Here is a 16822-nt window from a genome sequence, read left to right as displayed (position 1 = left end):
TGAGAATAGAGGCCGGGACTGACACTCAGGGGCTATCCCGATAAAAACATTATTTTCCTGGTCAGTTGGACAGTTTCCGCTCGAGTTCGGCCACGTCCGTGGTAGGCGCGTCGCAGACGAAGTGCCGGCACACATACGCGGCGGGCCGCCCGTCGATCAGCGGCCGGTCCCTGAGCAGCGGGAACTCGTCCCCGGCGCCCGGCCGCCCGAAGGCCACCACGGCCCCCGGCGCGGTCCCGCGCAGCGCCGCGCGGTGCAGCGCGCGGGCCTCCTCCGCGTCCGGCCCGCCGACGACCGCGACCTCGCGCGGCCCGTCGAGCAGCGCCTCGGCGACGGCCAGCCCCCAGCCGATGAAGCGCGGCGCGCGCGGCCCGAGCGCCTTCACCACGCCGAGGGCCCGCTCGGCGGCCGTCCGGTGGGCCTCGGAACCGGTGTGGGCGGCGTACGCGAGGAGGGCCCCGGCGGCGGCGGTCCAGCCGGACGGGGCGGCGTTGTCGGTGGGGTCCTGCGGGCGGCGGATGAGTCGCTCGGCGTCGTGGGCCGTGTCGTACAGCTCGCCGCCCTCGCCGGTGAAGCGGTCCAGCACGATGTCGAGCAGGAACCCGGCGAACTCCAGCCACACGCCCTCACCGGTGACCGCGGCCAGGGCGAGGAATCCTTCCGCCACGTCGCCGTAGTCCTCCAGCACGCCGGCGTTGGCGCCCACGTGGCCGTCCTTGGAGGTGCGGGCGAGCCGCGCCGAGCCGTCCATGTGGAGCCGTACGAGCAGGTCGGCGGCCTCCGTGGCGCGCTCGACGAGGTCGGGCCGGTCGAAGAAGGCGCCGGTCTCGGCGAGCGCGGCGATCGCGAGGCCGTTCCAGGCCGCGACGATCTTGTCGTCCCGGCCGGGCCGGGGGCGCCGGTCCCGGGCGTCGAACAGCCGCTGCCGGATGCGCGCGACGCGCTCGCCGTCGTCCAGCCCGGCGTCCTGCGGCAGTTGCAGCACCGAGGAACCGTGCTCGAAGGTGCCCTCCTCGGTGACGCCGAAGTACCGCCCGGCGTGGGCGGCGTCCTCCTCGCCCAGCACCTCGCGCAGCTGCTCGGGCGTCCACACGTAGTACGCGCCCTCGACGACCTTGCCGGTGCCGTCGTCGGAGTCCGCGTCGAGCGCGGAGGCGAAGCCGCCCTCGGCGGTGCGCAGTTCGCGCACCATGAAGTCGGCCGTCTCCAGCGCCACCCGGCGGGCCAGGTCGCTGCCGGTGGCCCGCCACAGGTGCGCGTACACGCGACACAAAAGCGCATTATCATACAGCATCTTCTCGAAATGGGGCACAACCCACTCGCGGTCCACCGAGTAGCGGGCGAAGCCGCCGCCGAGCTGGTCGTAGATCCCGCCGCGCGCCATCGCCTCGCACGTGTGGACCGCCATCTCCAGCGCGCCCTCGGCCCCGGTGCGCGCGTGGTGCCGCAGCAGGAACTCGACCACCATGGACGGCGGGAACTTCGGCGCCCCGCCGAACCCGCCGTACCGCGCGTCGTAGTCCCGGGTCAGCCCCAGCAGCGCCTGCGCCAGCTCCTGCTCACCGGGCACCCCGGCCCCGCCGAACGCGAGCGAGCGCCCGGACAGCTCGCGCACGATGTTCCCCGCGACCTCCCCGACCTCCTCGCGCCGGTCCGTCCACGCGGCCCGTACGCCTTCGAGGACCTGGACGAAGGACGGCATGCCGTGACGCGGCTCGGGCGGGAAGTACGTACCGAAGTAGAACGGCTCCGCGTCGGGCGTCAGGAACACCGTCATGGGCCACCCGCCCTGCCCGGTGGCGGCCTGCACGGCCTCCATGTACACGGCGTCGACGTCCGGCCGCTCCTCGCGGTCGACCTTGACGGGCACGAAGTGCGCGTTGAGGTACGCGGCGGTGGCGTCGTCCTCGAAGGATTCGTGCGCCATGACGTGACACCAGTGGCACGCAGAGTAACCGACCGACAGCAATACGGGTACATTGCGCCGTTTAGCTTCGTCGAATGCCTCCTGTCCCCACGGCCACCAGTCCACCGGATTTGAAGCGTGTTGAAGCAGATAGGGCGAATGCGAATTGGCCAGGCGGTTCATATCCGAATCGTCGCACGATCCGGACCGTCCAGCCCGCGGGTCGTGATCCACATCGCGTTTGAGCGCGCGATGAGGCAGGCCCGTTCACCACGACACTCACACATCATCTGCCCGGCCATCGGCCCTCACCTGCGGATTCGGGTCTGAACTCCCCGGACGCCTCGACTGTTCCGCAGGGCTGAGCCGCTGCTCCTCTTCGGTGGTGGCGGATGAGGGACGGGCGCCGCCCCAGTCCGCACGCTGGAAACAGTAGAGCGCGAGCAGCATGACGGCGCCGCCCAGGAACTGGAGCGGACCCATTCCCTCGTCGAGGATCAGCCACGCCAGGGCGGCGGCCACGACTGGACGCAGCAGCCCGGACATTGACGCGAGGGCGGGGTCCACGGTGCGCAGCGCATAGGTCATCAGCCCGTGCCCGAGCAGCTGGCTGACGAGCGCGTAGCCAAAGATCAGTGCGTAGCCCCAGGCGCTCTTCGGCAGCAGGGGGTCGCTCGTCAAGATCGCCACTGGTGCCAGCATCACCATGATCACCAGCGAGTTCGTGAGCATGATGACGCTCGTGGGGATGCGTTCCCGTAGGCGCTTGGTCATGAGGAGGAACACGGCGTACAGCGCCGCGGACGCCAGAGCGAGTCCGTCGCCGAAAGCGTGCAGGCTGCTCGGCGCCCGGTCACCCCCGCCCGCCACGACGAGCGTGCCCCCGGCCACCGCGACGACCACCGCCACCAGCTTCATCAGGGCGACGCGCTCGCGGTACACCAGCCAGGCGAAGAGCAGCACGAACACGGGCGAAGCATTCATCAGGAACGCGGTGTTGGCCACTGAGGTGTAGCTGACCGCCCACTGATTGGCCAGAAGATCGAGCCCGGAGACGATGCTGGCCAGCACGAGCAGCCCCATGTCCCGGCCGCGTATGTCACGCACACGCACAGCAGCGCTCCGCGGTGCGAGGACCGCCCCGATCAGCATCGACGCGGCCAGCATGCGCAGCATGAGCGTCGCGGTGGGGTCCACCTCGCTCAGGCGCACGAAGATGAAGGCCGAGCCGATCCCCACGACGCTGCCTGAGAGGGCGAGTTTCCCCCGTATGCGCTCAGTTCGTGTGACAGGCGGACCCATCTCCGGTGCCTTCGTCATGAGGTCTCGCTCTCCTGTTCCGGAACACGAACGGTGTTGAGTGCGCAGTGAACGCTTCCGAAGAGCTTGTGGTGGTTGTCGAAGGGCACGCTCACCACCTCGATCCCCCGCGGCTCCAGGAGTGACGCCAGTTCCTTGTGCGCGGCCGTCGAGGTGAGGACGGTCTGCCCGTCGGGGAGGAAGAAGCTGTTGGCGGCGAAGAGGAGCCGTTGCGCGGCCGAGAGGGGGATGACCTCGGCGCCTGTCGCGTGCAGCGCCTCGCGGAGGGTCGTCGCGGCGGCGCCGGATTCGTCCGGGTCCCGATGGACGACGGCCGACACCTCAACGTCGTCGAGCCGGTCGTCGGCCACGAGGGCGATGTCGCGGCCGAGGGCCAGCCAGTGGTCGAGGTGGAACTCCTCGGGGCGCCTGCGTCCGTCATGCACGCTGATGACGGCCCGCTCCCCGGTCAGCAGCTGCCGGCGGAGCCGGTCCATCGCTTCGGGGCTGCTCCGGAACCCCCCGCTGAGCACGGCGAGGCGTTGCGAAACCGCGGCATCCCCGCCCTCCAGCCAGTGGTTTTCCCCGGTCGTGAGCTCGGCGGGCCTGCCCCGGAGCTGCTCGAGGACCGTCCTGACGACCGCGGTCTCCCGCGCCCGGTCCTGTCGGCGCAGTCGGCCGAGCGCCACCGACTCCCCCAGATCGACGTAGTGGTCGCGGGGGAACATCAAGCCGAACAGGGGGCGGATCTCGTAGGACTCGTAGGCGGCGTCAGGGCTGATCTCGGCGAGCTGGGGATCGGCGTGCGTTCGCAGGTGCGGTCGGCGGATCACGATGTCCGCCAGGTCGTTGCCGCTCCAGCTGTCGAAAGCCGCCCGGATGCCGGGCCAGCGATCGGGGTCGTCGGTGCCGACCGCAGCGGTGGCGAGGTCGACGAGCGCCTCCCGGGGGGCATCCTTCAAGAGCTGACGGATGGTCAGGCACTCGGCTCCGCGACTGATCAGGGTCTCCTTCAGCGCGGCCGACTCCGCGGCGGCGCGCCCCGGGTCGTACGGCGGGTCCTCGCCCATGAACAGCGCCATCTCTGCGGGCATGACCTCGCTCGGGTCCTGCATCAAGAAGACGATACGGCTCATCGTCCCTCCTCCGTCAGCACGTAGCGGTAGGTCCGCAGCGTCTCGTCGACCGCGTCGGTGATGTGCTTCGCGGACGGCGCGCGGTAGCGGAACCGCCCGAGGAGCTCCTCGTAGCCACCGGCGCCGTCGAAGCGGTGGCCCGGCTCGGGCAGCACCTCGGCGTACAGGCACTCCACTCGTTCCAGCAGGCTCTGCCGCGACACCAGGGTCAGCCCCGCCGGTTCCGGCAGCATGAGGAATCCCGCGTGCTCACGGGGGGTGTCCCGGGGCAGCGTCCGCGGAGTCTGCGACATGACGACGCGGAGCCAGTCGCCCACGAGGTCCACCCCGTAGACATCGTGCAGGACGAACGGTATTTCGCCGCCGCCGACTCGCGCTCCGACTTCGAGGAAGACGGGCCCGTCGGCGCTCTCGATGACCTCCAGGTGGAACGGCCCGTCGCGCAGGTCCAGCGCGTCCAGGCACCGGCCGGCGAACTCACCGATGAGGTCCGCCTTCTCGTCGAGGCGCACCACGGAGGCAAGCGGCTCGCCGCGCGAGAACCCGTAGCAGGTGCCGATGTACTGGGAGCTGAGCTGGAAGCACGTGCGGCCCCGGTGGCGCAGGCCGTCGACGTGCCAGATCGGCCCGGAGACGTGCTCCTCGACCTCGTACTCGGCCAGGTCGAGGCCGGCGAGTGCCGCGGCGGGGTCGGTACCAGGCTCGATCACGACGACTCCGCCGGAGGCCGCACCGGCGCGCGGCTTGGCCACCATCGCTCCCCCGCAGGTACGGGCGAACTCCACGACCTGCGCGACCGACGTGACGGTGGTGAACCGCGGCACCCGCAGCCCTGCCTCGGCGACGGCCTCCTTCATACGAGGCTTGTCCCGGAACAGTCGGGTGGCCTGCACCCCAGGACCGGGCACGTTCAGCTGCTCGCGGACGGCGGCAGCGGTCAGCAGGTCGAACTCGGACTGGGCGAACACGGCGTCGAAGGGACCGGCTTCCCGGTGGCACCGCTCGGCGGCCCGGAGCACCTGCTGCTCGTCGCTGAGCGAGGACAGCACCTCCAGGTGGCGGGACCGCCGGGCCATGGGCACGTGTTCCGGGACCGTCACGTAGGAGACCTCATGCTCCTGGTGGTCGATGTACCGGTCGTACTCCGCGAAGCTGTCGCTGTGCCGGTTGAGAATCAGAAGACGCATGCCGCGGTCCCTCCCGTCGCCTTCCCCACCAGGGCGTCCACCCGGTCCGCCGCGGCTTCGCCCGCCGCGCGACCACGGTTGCGCGCGAGGCGCATGCGGTGCTGGATCTCCTTGTTGAAGCGGTAGGGCTCGTAGCGGCCCTCCGGCACGGCCCATTGGGTGGACATGCGCATTCTTTCCTTACCCTGTTCGGTGGCTGGGTGGTGCTGTCCGCGGGCGCCCGTAGGAGGGCGCCCACGCAGAGCCGGCATGCCGGCGTGCTTGGCATGCGTCCGGGGTGAGGCCCGTCTCCCTACTCGGTGACGTCCACGACCGTCGGGGGCACCGACCGCTCGATGAGCTGCCGGTGGCCGGCGCGGCAGTGCCCACCACCCGCAAGCCCACGGCGGCGAAAGCGATCCGATGCCGGTAGACGTCGCGGTGTTCGATCACTTCGAGGTGGTAGGGGCTGTCGGTCGGGCCAAGGGCGTCGAGGCCGCCGTCCGCGGACTCGGCGACGGCTGCGGCTTCGGAGCCCGACTGGACGGCCGAGCCCAGCCGGCGTCCCCGGCTGAAGCCATGACAGGTGTCCAGGCAATCCGCGCCTCGTCACGGAACAGGGGCGTCATGGACGTCCTCGGAAACCCGATGCGTCCCTGGCCCGGTGGGATCATCGGGACGTGATCCGCGATCGTCACACCGCTGACCTGATATCGGGCGTGGCCGAGGTACTCACCGTGGTCGGCGAAGTTGTCGCTGTAGCGGTTGGCGATCAGGAAACGCATGCTGCGGCGCTCCTCACGGACTGCTCGACGTGTGTATCCACTTGTGCGAGCGCGGCGTCCAGCGCCCGCCGGTCGTCGGCCACGAGGACGGCGTGCCCGAAGCGGTCGCGGAAGTCGGTGGCGGGCTGCAGGGCAGCTCCCGCCACTTGGCTGACCGAGGCGTCTCGGCACCCGGTGACGGCGGATATCCGCCGGACGAGCTGACCCGGGTCTCCGAGGACAGCCGGGTGCGGGACGCTGAAGAAGCGCACTCCGGCAACACGTGGCCGCCTGCCCGCATCCGGTGGTACGACGGGCAGCCCGGCCAGGGCCTGGATCATCGCTCGTGGCAGGTCGAATCCGTACGAGGCCGCGACCAGCTCCGGAATCCGGTCACCGCCCAGGCGCGCGGCCACCTCGATCACTACGGGACCCGACGAAGTGAGCCGCGCCTCAAGGTGGAAAACCCCGACGTGCAGGCCGAGGGCCTCGACGGCGGCCCGGGTGACCCGCTCCACCTCGGCCCGTGCCGCCGGTTCGAGCCCGGCATCCACGATGTGCCCGACCTCGACGAAGTGCGGTTCGGGGCCTAGTTGCTTCTCGGTCACGGCCACAACGCGAACGGTGCCCTCCGCGACGTATCCCTCGACACTGACTTCGGGACCCGTCACATACGACTCCACAAGGAGCCGGCCACCGATGCTGAGGCCCATGTCGTCGATGGGGTCGCGGCGGGACAACTCCACCTGGTCACACAGCTCCCCGAAGTCTTCGACACGGCGCACCCGGAGGCTGCCGCAGCCGTTGACAGGCTTGACGACCGCGGGGAATCCCACCCTGCGGGCCACGTCCTTCAGTACGGAGTCGTCGGCGCGTTCGACGGCGAGCGGGACGCCGCGGGCCACCTGTACGCCACGAGCGGCGAGCGCTCGTTTCATCCTGCGTTTGTCCCGCAGCAGTTCAGCCGACCGAGGGGTGATACCCGGAACGCCGAGGCGCTGCGCCACAGCGGAGGCGGTGGATATGGAGTACTCGAACCCCGGGACCACCGCGACGACTTCGGTCCGCCGCGCCAGGGCGGCGGCCATATCGGCCACCGCCCCGACTGACCGCGTGTCCACCTGGAGGTGGGCTGCCGTACCCGCGGCGACGGCATCCCGTACCGCGGTGGGCAGCTCGTGGGCAGCCCGACGGTCACCTATGTGGACACCGAATCCGAGCTCGAGCGCTGCCGGGATGAGGTCGACGCCGGATGACTCCGGTTCGAGTATCAGGACGGTCCCATCGGGCACTGCGAATCCTTACGGTCGACATGGCATGACACGGATGTGCGGGCACCGCGAGCGGTCCAGGGCTTCGCGGCGGCTCAGGCCTTGCGGCCGACCGTGGTTTCGTAGAGCTCGGTGAAGTAGAGGGCAATCAGGTCGATGAAGTTGACCAGGTGCCGTTCCGCGTCCTCGAGGGAACCCCAGCCCTTGATGGCTCGGTCCACCGTGCCCCACATCAGCTCGTCGTGGTCGTGGGACTCGTCGTAGTCGATGTGAGCCTGGGAGCCCTTGACCTTCTCCAGGCCGTAGACCTCGGCCGCGTACTTGGTGATGCCCGGGTTGTAGCGGTCCGAGTACCACTCGACGAACCAGTTCCAGACCGTCGTCGGGAGCGGCCCTTCCTGGTTGATGGAGAAGTACATGTACCCCATGAGGTATTCGGTCGACGGCAAGGGACGGGTCGCGTCCACGTCGTCCTTGCTGAGACCGAATTCTTTCAGGTCGCGCAGGAACATCCCCTCGTGGTTGTTCTCTTCGGAGAGGTACCTTGCGAGCGTCGCAGCAAGCCGGTGGTCCTTGTAGCCCACTTTGTAAAGACCGTATGCATCCACCTCGTTATTGAGGCGAATTCTGAGTACAGTCTCGACGAGGTGACGCCGATAATAGTCCGGGTCCGACCACTCGGCGGCATGGAATTCACGTGCCTTCGGGACCTTCTCGAAGAGCCGCTCCATTCCTTCAGCGGCAAGCTTTTCGAGGCGTTCGCGTGACATATAAGTGCCTTTCATCGCTCGATGGTGAGAGTCTCCTGGCACGCTCGGCGTGCCATAGATGGCACCGGCGCCTTCCGCAGGAGGGCGCGTCGTTCCGGCAGGCGCGACTTCGGCCCTCGGCTCGATATCCTCCTGGCTGGTTTGAGCTCTCCTCTTGACACCCTCAGAGCAGTGCCATCAGTTACCTCACTCCGACAGTCAGACACTCAGCTGAGCCGAAGATGCGTCTCGGCGTGCAGCGCGGCCGGCGCTCCTGCTGCCCACCGCGTGAGATCGAGAGCCTTGAGCTGGTCGCACGTGAGGTCGTGGAACGGTTCGTGGACTGACGTGGGCAGGCCCACGTCGACGCGCTGTGCCGTCGCGGTGATCGTCGTGGAGTTGACCCTTGCGTGAATGCGGCTTTCTCGCGCCCGGACTCCACCCCGAGTGGCGCGCTCGCCACTGGCATGACATCACTCATCAGACGACTCATGAGCAGGCTTGTTCCTAATGTGGCCTAGATCACAGCTGAGCCGCGCGTCACGCATGGCAGCGGTCTTGACGCATGACTGGCCACGTGAACTGCCCCTTTGGGGGCTTCACTTCCATCCACCCGAACAGTGAAGGTCCACCGGCGACTCGCGCCTCCGGTAGCCGCCGCTCTCAAGATGTTGGACAGGGAAGCAGCCGAGTCCGTGTTGCACGTGGGCACCGACCCGGGCGAGGACTCCGGCCGCACTTCGTGAACGGTTACGGCAGCTGTAGATGCGGCTGAGGTGGTCATGCTGCGGTCGTGATGCTCCCGGCAGTGGTCTCGTGCCACTGGCGGTGGGCGGCGATCCGGAGCGGGCCGCCCAGACCCACGGTGAGCAGGCTGGTTCGCAGGGCTTTCGAGTCGTAGACCTCGTTGGCGGCCCAGTCGGCGCCCTGGCAGACGCGGCGGTCGACCAGGCCGTCGAGGTTGAATGAACTTCCCTGTGATCCAGCGCCGTTGTTCTCGCGCCGTGAACCGCGCCGACATGCGGCGGCCCGCCTGCACGGACTCTTTTCAGCCTCCCGAGCAGGAACGGCTGGACACGGAGTACCCCCGTCGGCAACGCCGTTGACAGCACGCAGCGTCTTCTTTCCCGCGCGGCCGGGAACGAGACCGCCGCCCGGGATGTGATCCGGGGCTTCACGGTGCGTCATCTCGCCGACCCCCGCGCGGAACCGGCCTTCGACGAGCCATCGCCTGCGATCAGCGACCCGCGCTGTGCGCCGGCCTGGACGTCGGCTGGGCGGCAGACCGGGACACCCCCACCCACCCCACCTCGTCCCCCTTGGACACATCCGCATCCAACGGCCCAACAGCCCAAACGCACGCAGAAGTTATTGACCGACCGCTCTCATCAGGCCACCCATTGACACCTGTTACAGCGCGTCTTAACGTGACCGCATGGTTACACCAAGATCATATGTCCTTCTCTTAGGACTCGGTACGCGCTACTTCTTGCGCGAGCGCTCGTTCTCGGGCGCCAAAGATGCGAGTTCCATGCCTGTGTGGGCAACAGCACTCGATCCGCAGCGTTCCCCGCAGCGCTTCTTCGACCGAGTGATAGCGGCGGACGACGGCTACGCCGATTCCGTGCTCGCGGCGGTGGCCGAGTGGAAACAGCGCGGCTGGGATCTGGCGGCAGTTGTGCCGATCAACGACTGGGGTGTGCCGACAGCGAGTGCCGTCGCGAAGGAATACGGGTTACCCGGACTCTCCGCCGATTCGGCACATGTCACACGCGACAAGTACGCGATGAAGGCGCGTTTCGAGGCGGCGGATCTGCCGACTCCGCGCTCCATCGCCGTCACCTCTGAGGAAGAGATGCTCGCGGCGGCCGGGGAGATCGGGTACCCGGTCGTGATCAAGCCCGCCGACTTCAGCGGCAGCGGCGGCGTCAGCCTCGCCCATACGCGCGCCGAGGCGATTGCCGCATTCGCGGCCTCGGTGGAACACATCGAGCGCTACCGCGGTGATTTCCCCATCGAAGGCACCCACTACCTGGTTGAGCAATACGTGGACTCCCAGGAAGAGGTCTCCGTCGAGGTACTCTGCCACGGCGATCGGCGCACGACGCTCGCGGTGACCGAAAAGTATCTTTCGGAACCTCCTATGTTCGCCGAGGTGGGGCACCTGGTGCCGAGTCACCGTACGGGCGATACGGCGTTGACGACTCTGGCGGAGAAAGCATGCGAGGTCCTCGGGATCGATCGCGGGATCGCGCACGTCGAGGTCAAATTCGACAGCAAGGGTGCTCCGTGGCTCATCGAGGCGGCTGCTCGACCGGGCGGTGACGGCATCATGGACCAGGTGGAACGTGCCTACGGGTACAACCCCTACACCCTGCACGTGGCCTCTTACTTGGGGATTGATCCTTTCCCGCTGGTGCAGAGCGAACCCGCCCGCAGCAGCGCCGTAGCCTTCCTGAAGGCACAGCCGGGGAAGATCACCTCGGTGGCGATTCCGGAGGAGCTTCCCGAGAACGTGGTCTCTGTCCACGTGTCCAAGAAGCCTGGTGACGTCGCCAAGCCTGTCGCGGACTGGACCACCCGAGACGGCGTGGTCGAAATGGTGTGGAACGAAATCTTCACCGAGCGCACCATGATGCCCGTCAAGATCGCGGATACGCTCTCCGACGAAATCTTCGGTTGATCAGAGATTGGGCGCATGGGTAAGGTACTGCCGGCATCTATGATCCGCTATGCCATCGTTTCGACCGCTTACCGCCTCTTCGCCGGCATTTTCCTCGTTGTGATCAACTGGCAGATCGCGACGGCGGAAGGCGGGGGCTATTGGCGGTTGGTCATTTCGACACTGCTGTCGTACTTGCCGGCGCTGGCGGTGCCGGTCGTGCTCCGCCGCATCACGATATCGGGGCAGCGCCTCTCTGTGCTGTCGCTGCTTTACGTGGCCATGGTTTCATTCGCGGTCAGTTTTCTCGTGGAGAACCCCACCGCGCTGGTCTTAGCAAATTTCTTCATGTGGATCGGCTTCTTTGCACTGGAGGCGAGCTGGGAAAGCTGGTTCAATGAGGAGAAGCGGCGGCAGGATGTGTCGTGGGCCAGCTCCGTCACCATGTCGGGCAATCAGGCGGCGTTGATGATCGGGCCGCTGTTGGCCCCAGCGATCATCGAAGTGGTGGGCACCCGCGGCATCGTGCAGGCGTTGACGGCGGGTTTCGCGCTGGTTGCGGCACTCAGTTGGGCGGGAGTAGGTGCCGCCGTGGCCACTGACACAAATGACGAGGCCAAGGCCGGCCCCTCGGCGAAGTCCGGGGCTCCGCTGCGTCTGATCGCCACGTTCGCGCTCGTCTGGCCAGTGCTGGGCGCGTTCAACCTGATGCTGCCGCTCCAGGTCAGTGACCGCGGCGCGGGCCTTGTCGCGGTCGCCATCGTCGACGCCTGCCTGGGCGTCGGTGTCATCGTCGCAGGTGTGATGTCGGCCCGCGCGAAACTGTCTTCCGCGACACTCGTCAGGCTGGTAATCGCCTGCACCGTACTGGGCGGGATGTTGTGGGCGCTGCCGGCAGGTGGAGCCACCGTGGTCGCGATGGCGCTCTCCACCTTCGCGCTGGGGGCCGGCTTCGGCGCCCTGCGCATCGCACTGCGGGAGTACACCGCTACGCACTACGACTCCGCCGTTACCGGCCATGCGGTCGCCCTCGGCAATGCCACGGCGATTCCCATCTTGGCTGTCGTCTTCCTCGTCTTCGGCGCGGCGCAATCGCTGGTATGGATCGCGCCGTTCCTGCTTGTCATCGTTATGTCGTTCTCGTTCCAGGGATTGCAGACATGGAAAGCATCGTTGAAGATCTAGTGGCCCTCCGCCTCGACCCCCGCACCGTTCGCAACACTGACCCGCACCACGGCCTCGTGGCCGCCGCCGAAGCCGTCACGAATATGGAGGCGGCGCGATGTCGTGAGGCCATCGACATTCTCGAGTCGATGGCCCCTCACTCTCTCGAACCCGAGTTCCGCACCACTCGTGAGGCGGTGCTGAGCTGGGCACGCGGGGACTTACCGAGTGCTCGCGAGATGCTGGCGAGCAGCCTACAGAGCTCCCGTGGGGAGCATGCGCTGCTCACCGGCTTCCTCGCGCATATGGTCGATTTCTTCCTGGGCGACAGTGAGGGAATGCTCGAGACGGGCCGCAGCCTCGTCGAGCTGCGCTCCACGATGACCCGCCGCGCTGCCGGCCTCAGCGACGGCCTTCTCGCCTTCGCTCTGGAGGAATGCGGGGAATTTTCTGACGCGATCTCCGCCGCTGAGCGTGCCATGAGCGTCAATCCTGATGATGTCTACGCACTGCACGCCAAGGTGCACGTGCTGCAGAGGCTGCGCGACCATCAGGCGGCGAAGGAATCCATCTCCCGCTACCCCAACGGGTGGGGAGCGGCAGAGCCGATGCGCATCCACATGTGGTGGCACTTCGCCATAGGCCTGCTCGGTGAGGGCGAATTGGAAGAGGCTCTGCGCTGCTACCAGCTGGAGGTGCGCCGCAAGACGAGGGCAGGAGCCTGGGAAGACCTCGATGCGGTCGCACTGCTGTGGCGGCTGGAAATGCTGGGAGGACAGGAGTTCTCCGAGATGCTGGCGCCCCATTGGTCGGCGCTCGCGGATGCCTGGGCTGCCTATGCGGAAGACCCCAATTACGTCTTCAACGATCTGCACGCTGCGATGGCGTTCGCGAAGGCTGAAGAGTACCGACTCTTCGACAGCATCGTGGCTTCCTGCCGCGATCGAGAGTCACCGGAGTTCTTCCACTCCGTGTGCCGGCCGCTCTTCGAGGGTATCGCAGCCTTCGCGCAGCGGGACTACGCGACATCCGCACGGGTCATGCGCCTCGCCCTGGAGCGGCAGCCGTTGTCCATCGGCGGCAGCAAAGTACAGCAGAGCGTCTTCCATTGGACCCGGGATGCGGCCGATGCCTATCTCCGCGGCAGCAACCCCAGCGAGCTCCTCAGTTCTCACACCTACGCACGAACGGGGAAGTGAACAATGATCGAGAAGATTACTGTCGTCCTGGATGCGAACGAAGTCGTACAGCTCGACTACCCGGAGGCCGCGTCGCTAACGGTCCAGCGGGGCCGGCTCGGTTTCTACTGTCTACCCGACGGTGGCTATTCCGACGAGGAGTTGCGCGAAGGTGTGGCGGTCATCGGCGTCGGCGAAAAGATCAGCATCGCGGCAGGGCAGAAGCTTCTGCTGACGGCCGCGCAGCCGCATACGGAGTACAGCAGCGAAAGCACGGCGGAGCCGCAGCGACGCACCATCCCCGCGGACTACCCGATCGTCTCTGTGATGCGGGAATACGTCTCGGAGAAGGGCTACTACTTCGGCTACGAAGACCGCTACGCAAAGGTTTACGAGCGTGGCGCCGAATCTTGGGAAGGCCCCTCCGAGAACGCGAGCCTGCGGGAGATCCTTGCCCGGCACCCGGAGATATTCAAGGGTGACATCGTGGACCTAGGCACGGGGGAAGGGCGCGACAGCCTCTTTCTGCTGAGCAGCGGAATAGGTCGCAGTGTCACCTCTTTCGACGTGTCGCACAGTGCCCTGGAAAAGGCGCGCCGGCGTGCACTGGAGAAGGGGCTGCCCGCCGACGGATTCATCGAGAAGGACATCATCTTCCTGCGCGATGTGGCGGCGGAGTCCTTCGATCTGGCCCTCAACATGGGTGCACTTCACATGCTCGACCGGGCGGAGGACCGGGCGCGTCACATCGCCCGTGTCTTCGACGTGCTGCGCCCCGGTGGCCACTTCATTGTCGACCACTGCGCCTCGGACTGGGGACGTGGCTTCCACACCATCAAGGACTACGACGCCATCGCTGCCGACTTGGTGCCGGGGCGCACCATCACCCGGTACGTCGAGATCGACGGCGAGCGCAAGCCCATCGACCTCGAGGTGCTGCACTACTCCGAGCGTTCCCCGGAATCGCTGCTCGCCGAGTTGACCGCCGCGGGCTTCGAAGAGTTCGCACGCCTCGACACCGACACGGAAGCCTTCGGCAACTCGACCTTGCAAGTAGTGCGGAAGCCCAGGAAGGACGCCAGGTAGATGACACCCGGAATCCCGCCCACCGCGTCGTCCGAGGCGAGTGTGTTGGCGGTGGTGAAAGACCTGGCCGAGGGCGCGATCGCGCGTGATCTCAACCGAGAGCTGCCGCGAGAGCAGGTGCGTGCTGTAGCTGACGCAGGTTTCAGCCGGCTGCGCATACCGAAGGAATGGGGCGGTGACGGGCTCACGATCCCCGAGTGGGGAGAAGTGCTCATCGAGCTGGCGGCGGCCGATTCCAACATTCCGCAGATCCTTCGCGGCCACATCGCCTTCGTGGAGGACGTCGTACACCGGCCCGACGAAGATTATCGCAAGCGGTGGCTGCCCCGACTTCTTGACGGGCAGGTAGTGGGCAACGCCTGGGCGGAGGCGGGCCCGATCGCGATGGGGCAGAAGAACACGATCTTCACCCGGCACGACGATGGGATGACGGTCTCCGGTAAGAAGCATTACACCACCGGCTCCATTTTCGCGGATTGGGCGGATGTTTCAGGAGTCTACGAGGGTCAGAGCGTGGCCGGCTTCGTCTCGATGCATCAACCGGGCATCACAGTTCATGACGATTGGGACGGCTTCGGCCAACGCACCACGGGCACGGGCACGTTGCTCTTCAACGAGGCGCGTGTCGACCCTCGCGACGTCTCCCCCTTCGAGGATCGCATTCGCTATCAGACGCCGCTTTACCAGTGGATATTGCTGGTCGTGCAAGCAGGCATTGCGGTTGCCGTTGAGCGAGACATCACAGAAGCGGTGCGGAACCGCCAACGCAACTACTCGCACAGTTCCGCCATCCTCGCCAAGGATGACCCCAACATCCAGTCGGTCGTCGGGGAAATTTCCTCCATCGCCTACACAGCGCGGGCTCTGACCCGCGGCGTTGCGGAGGCGTTGCAGCGGGCCTCGGAGACGGGCGTTGCCGGGCGTGATTCGGAGGAGGATCGTGAGGCGAATCTCGTAGCGGAAATCCGCTCCGAGCAGGCGCAGGTCATGCTTTCCGAGTTGGTACCGCGCTCGGCGACCCTGCTGTTCAACGCCCTGGGTGCCTCGGCAACGAGTACCGGCCGCGATCTCGACCGGCACTGGCGCAACTCAAGGACGGTCGCCAGCCACAATCCTGCGATATTCAAGCAGCGGGCCATTGGAGACTGGCTCCTCAACGGTACGCCGCCGCCCGTCGACTGGCAGGTGGGAGCTCCCTCCCCAAAGAAGACGGCTTCGGATTGACATCGTAGAGGCTGCTGACGCCCACACCAGCCCTCGACCATCGGGCCGGTCGCGGCGAGGCAGCAGTTGATCAGCTGGGCTTGCCACGACAGGGGCGACGGGCAGAGCGCCCTTGTCGTGCGCCGGCACCTCCACACCCGCCGGCTCTCCTTTTACCGCCCCCCTCCACCGCCCCCCGCCCGCCGGCCATTCCCTGACCTGCACAGACAGCGCCACGATCAAGACTCACAGCAGCCCCAACACACGATCGCCACTACCGGCCGCGTCACGCAAGAAGGGAACCGTGTTCATGACCGCACCACCCGTAGTGACCTCGCAGGAATTTCGTGCCGCCATGGCCCGGTTCCCCTCCGGAATCGCCGTTGTGACAACGACTGACGGAGATGGCACAGACCACGGCTTCACTGCGAGTTCATTCACATCTGTTTCCCTTGATCCTCCGCTGGTGCTCGTCTGCATAGCCCGGAGCGCACGCTGTCACCCGGTGTTTCAGCAGGTACGCCGCTTTGGAGTCAGCATTCTCGCTTCCGGCCAGGGGACGTTGGCGCAACGCTTCGCGAGCTCGTTGGACGACAAGTTCCAGGATGTCGCTGTCACGCGCACTGACCATAGGACGCCCCTGATTCGTGGAGCGTTGTGCACCCTCGAATGTGAGACGAACGCGCAGTATGACTCGGGAGACCACACGATTCTGGTGGGGCGGGTGACGGAGGCGGTATCCGGAGACGGCAGCCCGCTCGTCTGGTACGACAGGGGCTTCCACTCGCTCGCTGCTTTGAGCCACCCGCTGGCTTAGCATGTCTGAACTGCCGGGGAGCCGCACGGGACGAAGGCCGGGAAAGCGGCCTCAGCAGATGATCGCCTCCCTGCCCAGCCCGAGACACCACCATCGCGCGGGCCGGGCACCACGAACCGAACGGACGTTGCTCATCCACTGGCACCAGTGGTTCGAGCTGTACCCCACGCTCAGCAGCACCGGCACCCCGCGCCGCCTGGCCTCCTCGAAGGCCGCGTCCGACCAGGGCCACCAGTCGACCGGGTTGTCCGCGTGCTGGAGGAGGTAGGGGGAGGTCTCAGGTCTCATGGGCCAGTCGGTTCGCCGTACGGCCGTCCTGCCGGACGCGATGGCCTCCCGCCCGGGCGGGCACCCCCCTCTCCCGAAGTTATCCACAGGCCTCGCGCCGATCAGCCGAACGGCCGACACTTGACGGGACGTG

The 16822-nt window shown here is 67.0% G+C and carries 13 protein-coding genes and 1 pseudogene; 6 read left to right on the top strand and 8 right to left on the bottom strand.

Features of this window, described 5'->3' with window-relative positions; genetic code table 11:
- Positions 1-61: 61 nt before the first annotated feature.
- The 7 genes from ABZX67_RS14250 to ABZX67_RS14220 all read right to left on the bottom strand — a co-directional run bounded on the left by ABZX67_RS14250 (position 62) and on the right by ABZX67_RS14220 (position 8312).
- On the bottom strand, positions 62-2089 hold the full coding sequence (locus ABZX67_RS14250; protein WP_355359026.1) for a thioredoxin domain-containing protein: 2028 nt from the start codon (positions 2087-2089) through the stop codon (positions 62-64).
- Positions 2090-2185: 96 nt separating this feature from the next.
- Entirely contained in the window at positions 2186-3226 is a 1041-nt protein-coding gene (locus ABZX67_RS14245; protein WP_355359023.1) for a DMT family transporter, read from the bottom strand.
- The gene (locus tag ABZX67_RS14240) at positions 3223-4341 is read right to left on the bottom strand and encodes an arginine deiminase family protein (protein WP_355359020.1); all 1119 of its coding nucleotides are present in this window, start codon (positions 4339-4341) and stop codon (positions 3223-3225) included. The genes ABZX67_RS14245 and ABZX67_RS14240 overlap by 4 nt, the downstream gene beginning before the upstream one ends.
- A complete protein-coding gene (locus ABZX67_RS14235) occupies positions 4338-5528 on the bottom strand; it encodes a hypothetical protein (protein WP_355359017.1) in 1191 nt (396 codons plus the stop codon). Before ABZX67_RS14235 ends, ABZX67_RS14240 begins: the two co-directional genes overlap by 4 nt.
- Complete coding sequence (locus ABZX67_RS14230; RefSeq protein WP_355359014.1) at positions 5516-5695, bottom strand: hypothetical protein; 180 nt, start codon at positions 5693-5695, stop codon at positions 5516-5518. The genes ABZX67_RS14235 and ABZX67_RS14230 overlap by 13 nt, the downstream gene beginning before the upstream one ends.
- A gap of 584 nt (positions 5696-6279) precedes the next feature.
- Entirely contained in the window at positions 6280-7563 is a 1284-nt protein-coding gene (locus ABZX67_RS14225) for an ATP-grasp domain-containing protein (protein ID WP_355359011.1), read from the bottom strand.
- 74 nt (positions 7564-7637) lie between these two features.
- Positions 7638-8312, bottom strand: coding sequence for an iron-containing redox enzyme family protein (locus ABZX67_RS14220; protein ID WP_355359008.1), 675 nt, complete (start codon positions 8310-8312; stop codon positions 7638-7640).
- A gap of 1468 nt (positions 8313-9780) precedes the next feature.
- Here ABZX67_RS14220 and ABZX67_RS14215 point away from each other — a divergent pair.
- The 6 genes from ABZX67_RS14215 (at position 9781) to ABZX67_RS14190 (ending at position 16401) form a co-directional block, all read left to right on the top strand.
- Positions 9781-10974, top strand: a complete 1194-nt coding sequence (locus ABZX67_RS14215) for an ATP-grasp domain-containing protein (protein ID WP_355359005.1) — start codon at positions 9781-9783, stop codon at positions 10972-10974.
- Positions 10975-10989: 15 nt separating this feature from the next.
- Entirely contained in the window at positions 10990-12138 is a 1149-nt protein-coding gene (locus ABZX67_RS14210) for an MFS transporter (RefSeq protein ID WP_355359002.1), read from the top strand.
- The gene (locus tag ABZX67_RS14205; protein ID WP_355358999.1) at positions 12114-13316 is read left to right on the top strand and encodes a hypothetical protein; all 1203 of its coding nucleotides are present in this window, start codon (positions 12114-12116) and stop codon (positions 13314-13316) included. The genes ABZX67_RS14210 and ABZX67_RS14205 overlap by 25 nt, the downstream gene beginning before the upstream one ends.
- 3 nt (positions 13317-13319) lie before the next feature.
- Positions 13320-14381, top strand: a complete 1062-nt coding sequence (locus ABZX67_RS14200) for a class I SAM-dependent methyltransferase (RefSeq protein ID WP_355358994.1) — start codon at positions 13320-13322, stop codon at positions 14379-14381.
- Positions 14382-15605, top strand: a complete 1224-nt coding sequence (locus tag ABZX67_RS14195; protein WP_355358987.1) for an acyl-CoA dehydrogenase family protein — start codon at positions 14382-14384, stop codon at positions 15603-15605.
- A 289-nt stretch (positions 15606-15894) separates the two neighbouring features.
- Positions 15895-16401, top strand: a complete 507-nt coding sequence (locus tag ABZX67_RS14190) for a flavin reductase family protein (RefSeq protein ID WP_355359279.1) — start codon at positions 15895-15897, stop codon at positions 16399-16401.
- Positions 16402-16527: 126 nt separating this feature from the next.
- On the opposite strand, the pseudogene ABZX67_RS14185 reads toward ABZX67_RS14190, so the two are convergent.
- Positions 16528-16689: pseudogene (locus tag ABZX67_RS14185) on the bottom strand (DUF255 domain-containing protein); the annotation flags it as partial.
- Between the last annotated feature and the right edge of the window lie 133 nt (positions 16690-16822).

Origin of the sequence: Streptomyces sp. NPDC003036 (assembly GCF_040611175.1) — a bacterium.
Lineage (GTDB): Bacteria > Actinomycetota > Actinomycetes > Streptomycetales > Streptomycetaceae > Streptomyces.
This window is presented reverse-complemented; position numbering and strand designations above follow the sequence as displayed.

Bases quoted from the DNA above. Each gene is read 5' to 3' on its own strand.
- ABZX67_RS14210 (WP_355359002.1), top strand. From the start codon at position 10,990: ATGGGTAAGGTACTGCCGGCATCTATGATCCGCTATGCCATCGTTTCG.
- ABZX67_RS14205 (WP_355358999.1), top strand. From the start codon at position 12,114: ATGGAAAGCATCGTTGAAGATCTAGTGGCCCTCCGCCTCGACCCCCGC.
- ABZX67_RS14235 (WP_355359017.1), bottom strand. From the start codon at position 5,528: ATGCGTCTTCTGATTCTCAACCGGCACAGCGACAGCTTCGCGGAGTAC.
- ABZX67_RS14230 (WP_355359014.1), bottom strand. From the start codon at position 5,695: ATGTCCACCCAATGGGCCGTGCCGGAGGGCCGCTACGAGCCCTACCGC.
- ABZX67_RS14245 (WP_355359023.1), bottom strand. From the start codon at position 3,226: ATGACGAAGGCACCGGAGATGGGTCCGCCTGTCACACGAACTGAGCGC.
- ABZX67_RS14200 (WP_355358994.1), top strand. From the start codon at position 13,320: ATGATCGAGAAGATTACTGTCGTCCTGGATGCGAACGAAGTCGTACAG.
- ABZX67_RS14250 (WP_355359026.1), bottom strand. From the start codon at position 2,089: ATGAACCGCCTGGCCAATTCGCATTCGCCCTATCTGCTTCAACACGCT.
- ABZX67_RS14195 (WP_355358987.1), top strand. From the start codon at position 14,382: ATGACACCCGGAATCCCGCCCACCGCGTCGTCCGAGGCGAGTGTGTTG.
- ABZX67_RS14190 (WP_355359279.1), top strand. From the start codon at position 15,895: ATGACCGCACCACCCGTAGTGACCTCGCAGGAATTTCGTGCCGCCATG.
- ABZX67_RS14240 (WP_355359020.1), bottom strand. From the start codon at position 4,341: ATGAGCCGTATCGTCTTCTTGATGCAGGACCCGAGCGAGGTCATGCCC.
- ABZX67_RS14220 (WP_355359008.1), bottom strand. From the start codon at position 8,312: ATGTCACGCGAACGCCTCGAAAAGCTTGCCGCTGAAGGAATGGAGCGG.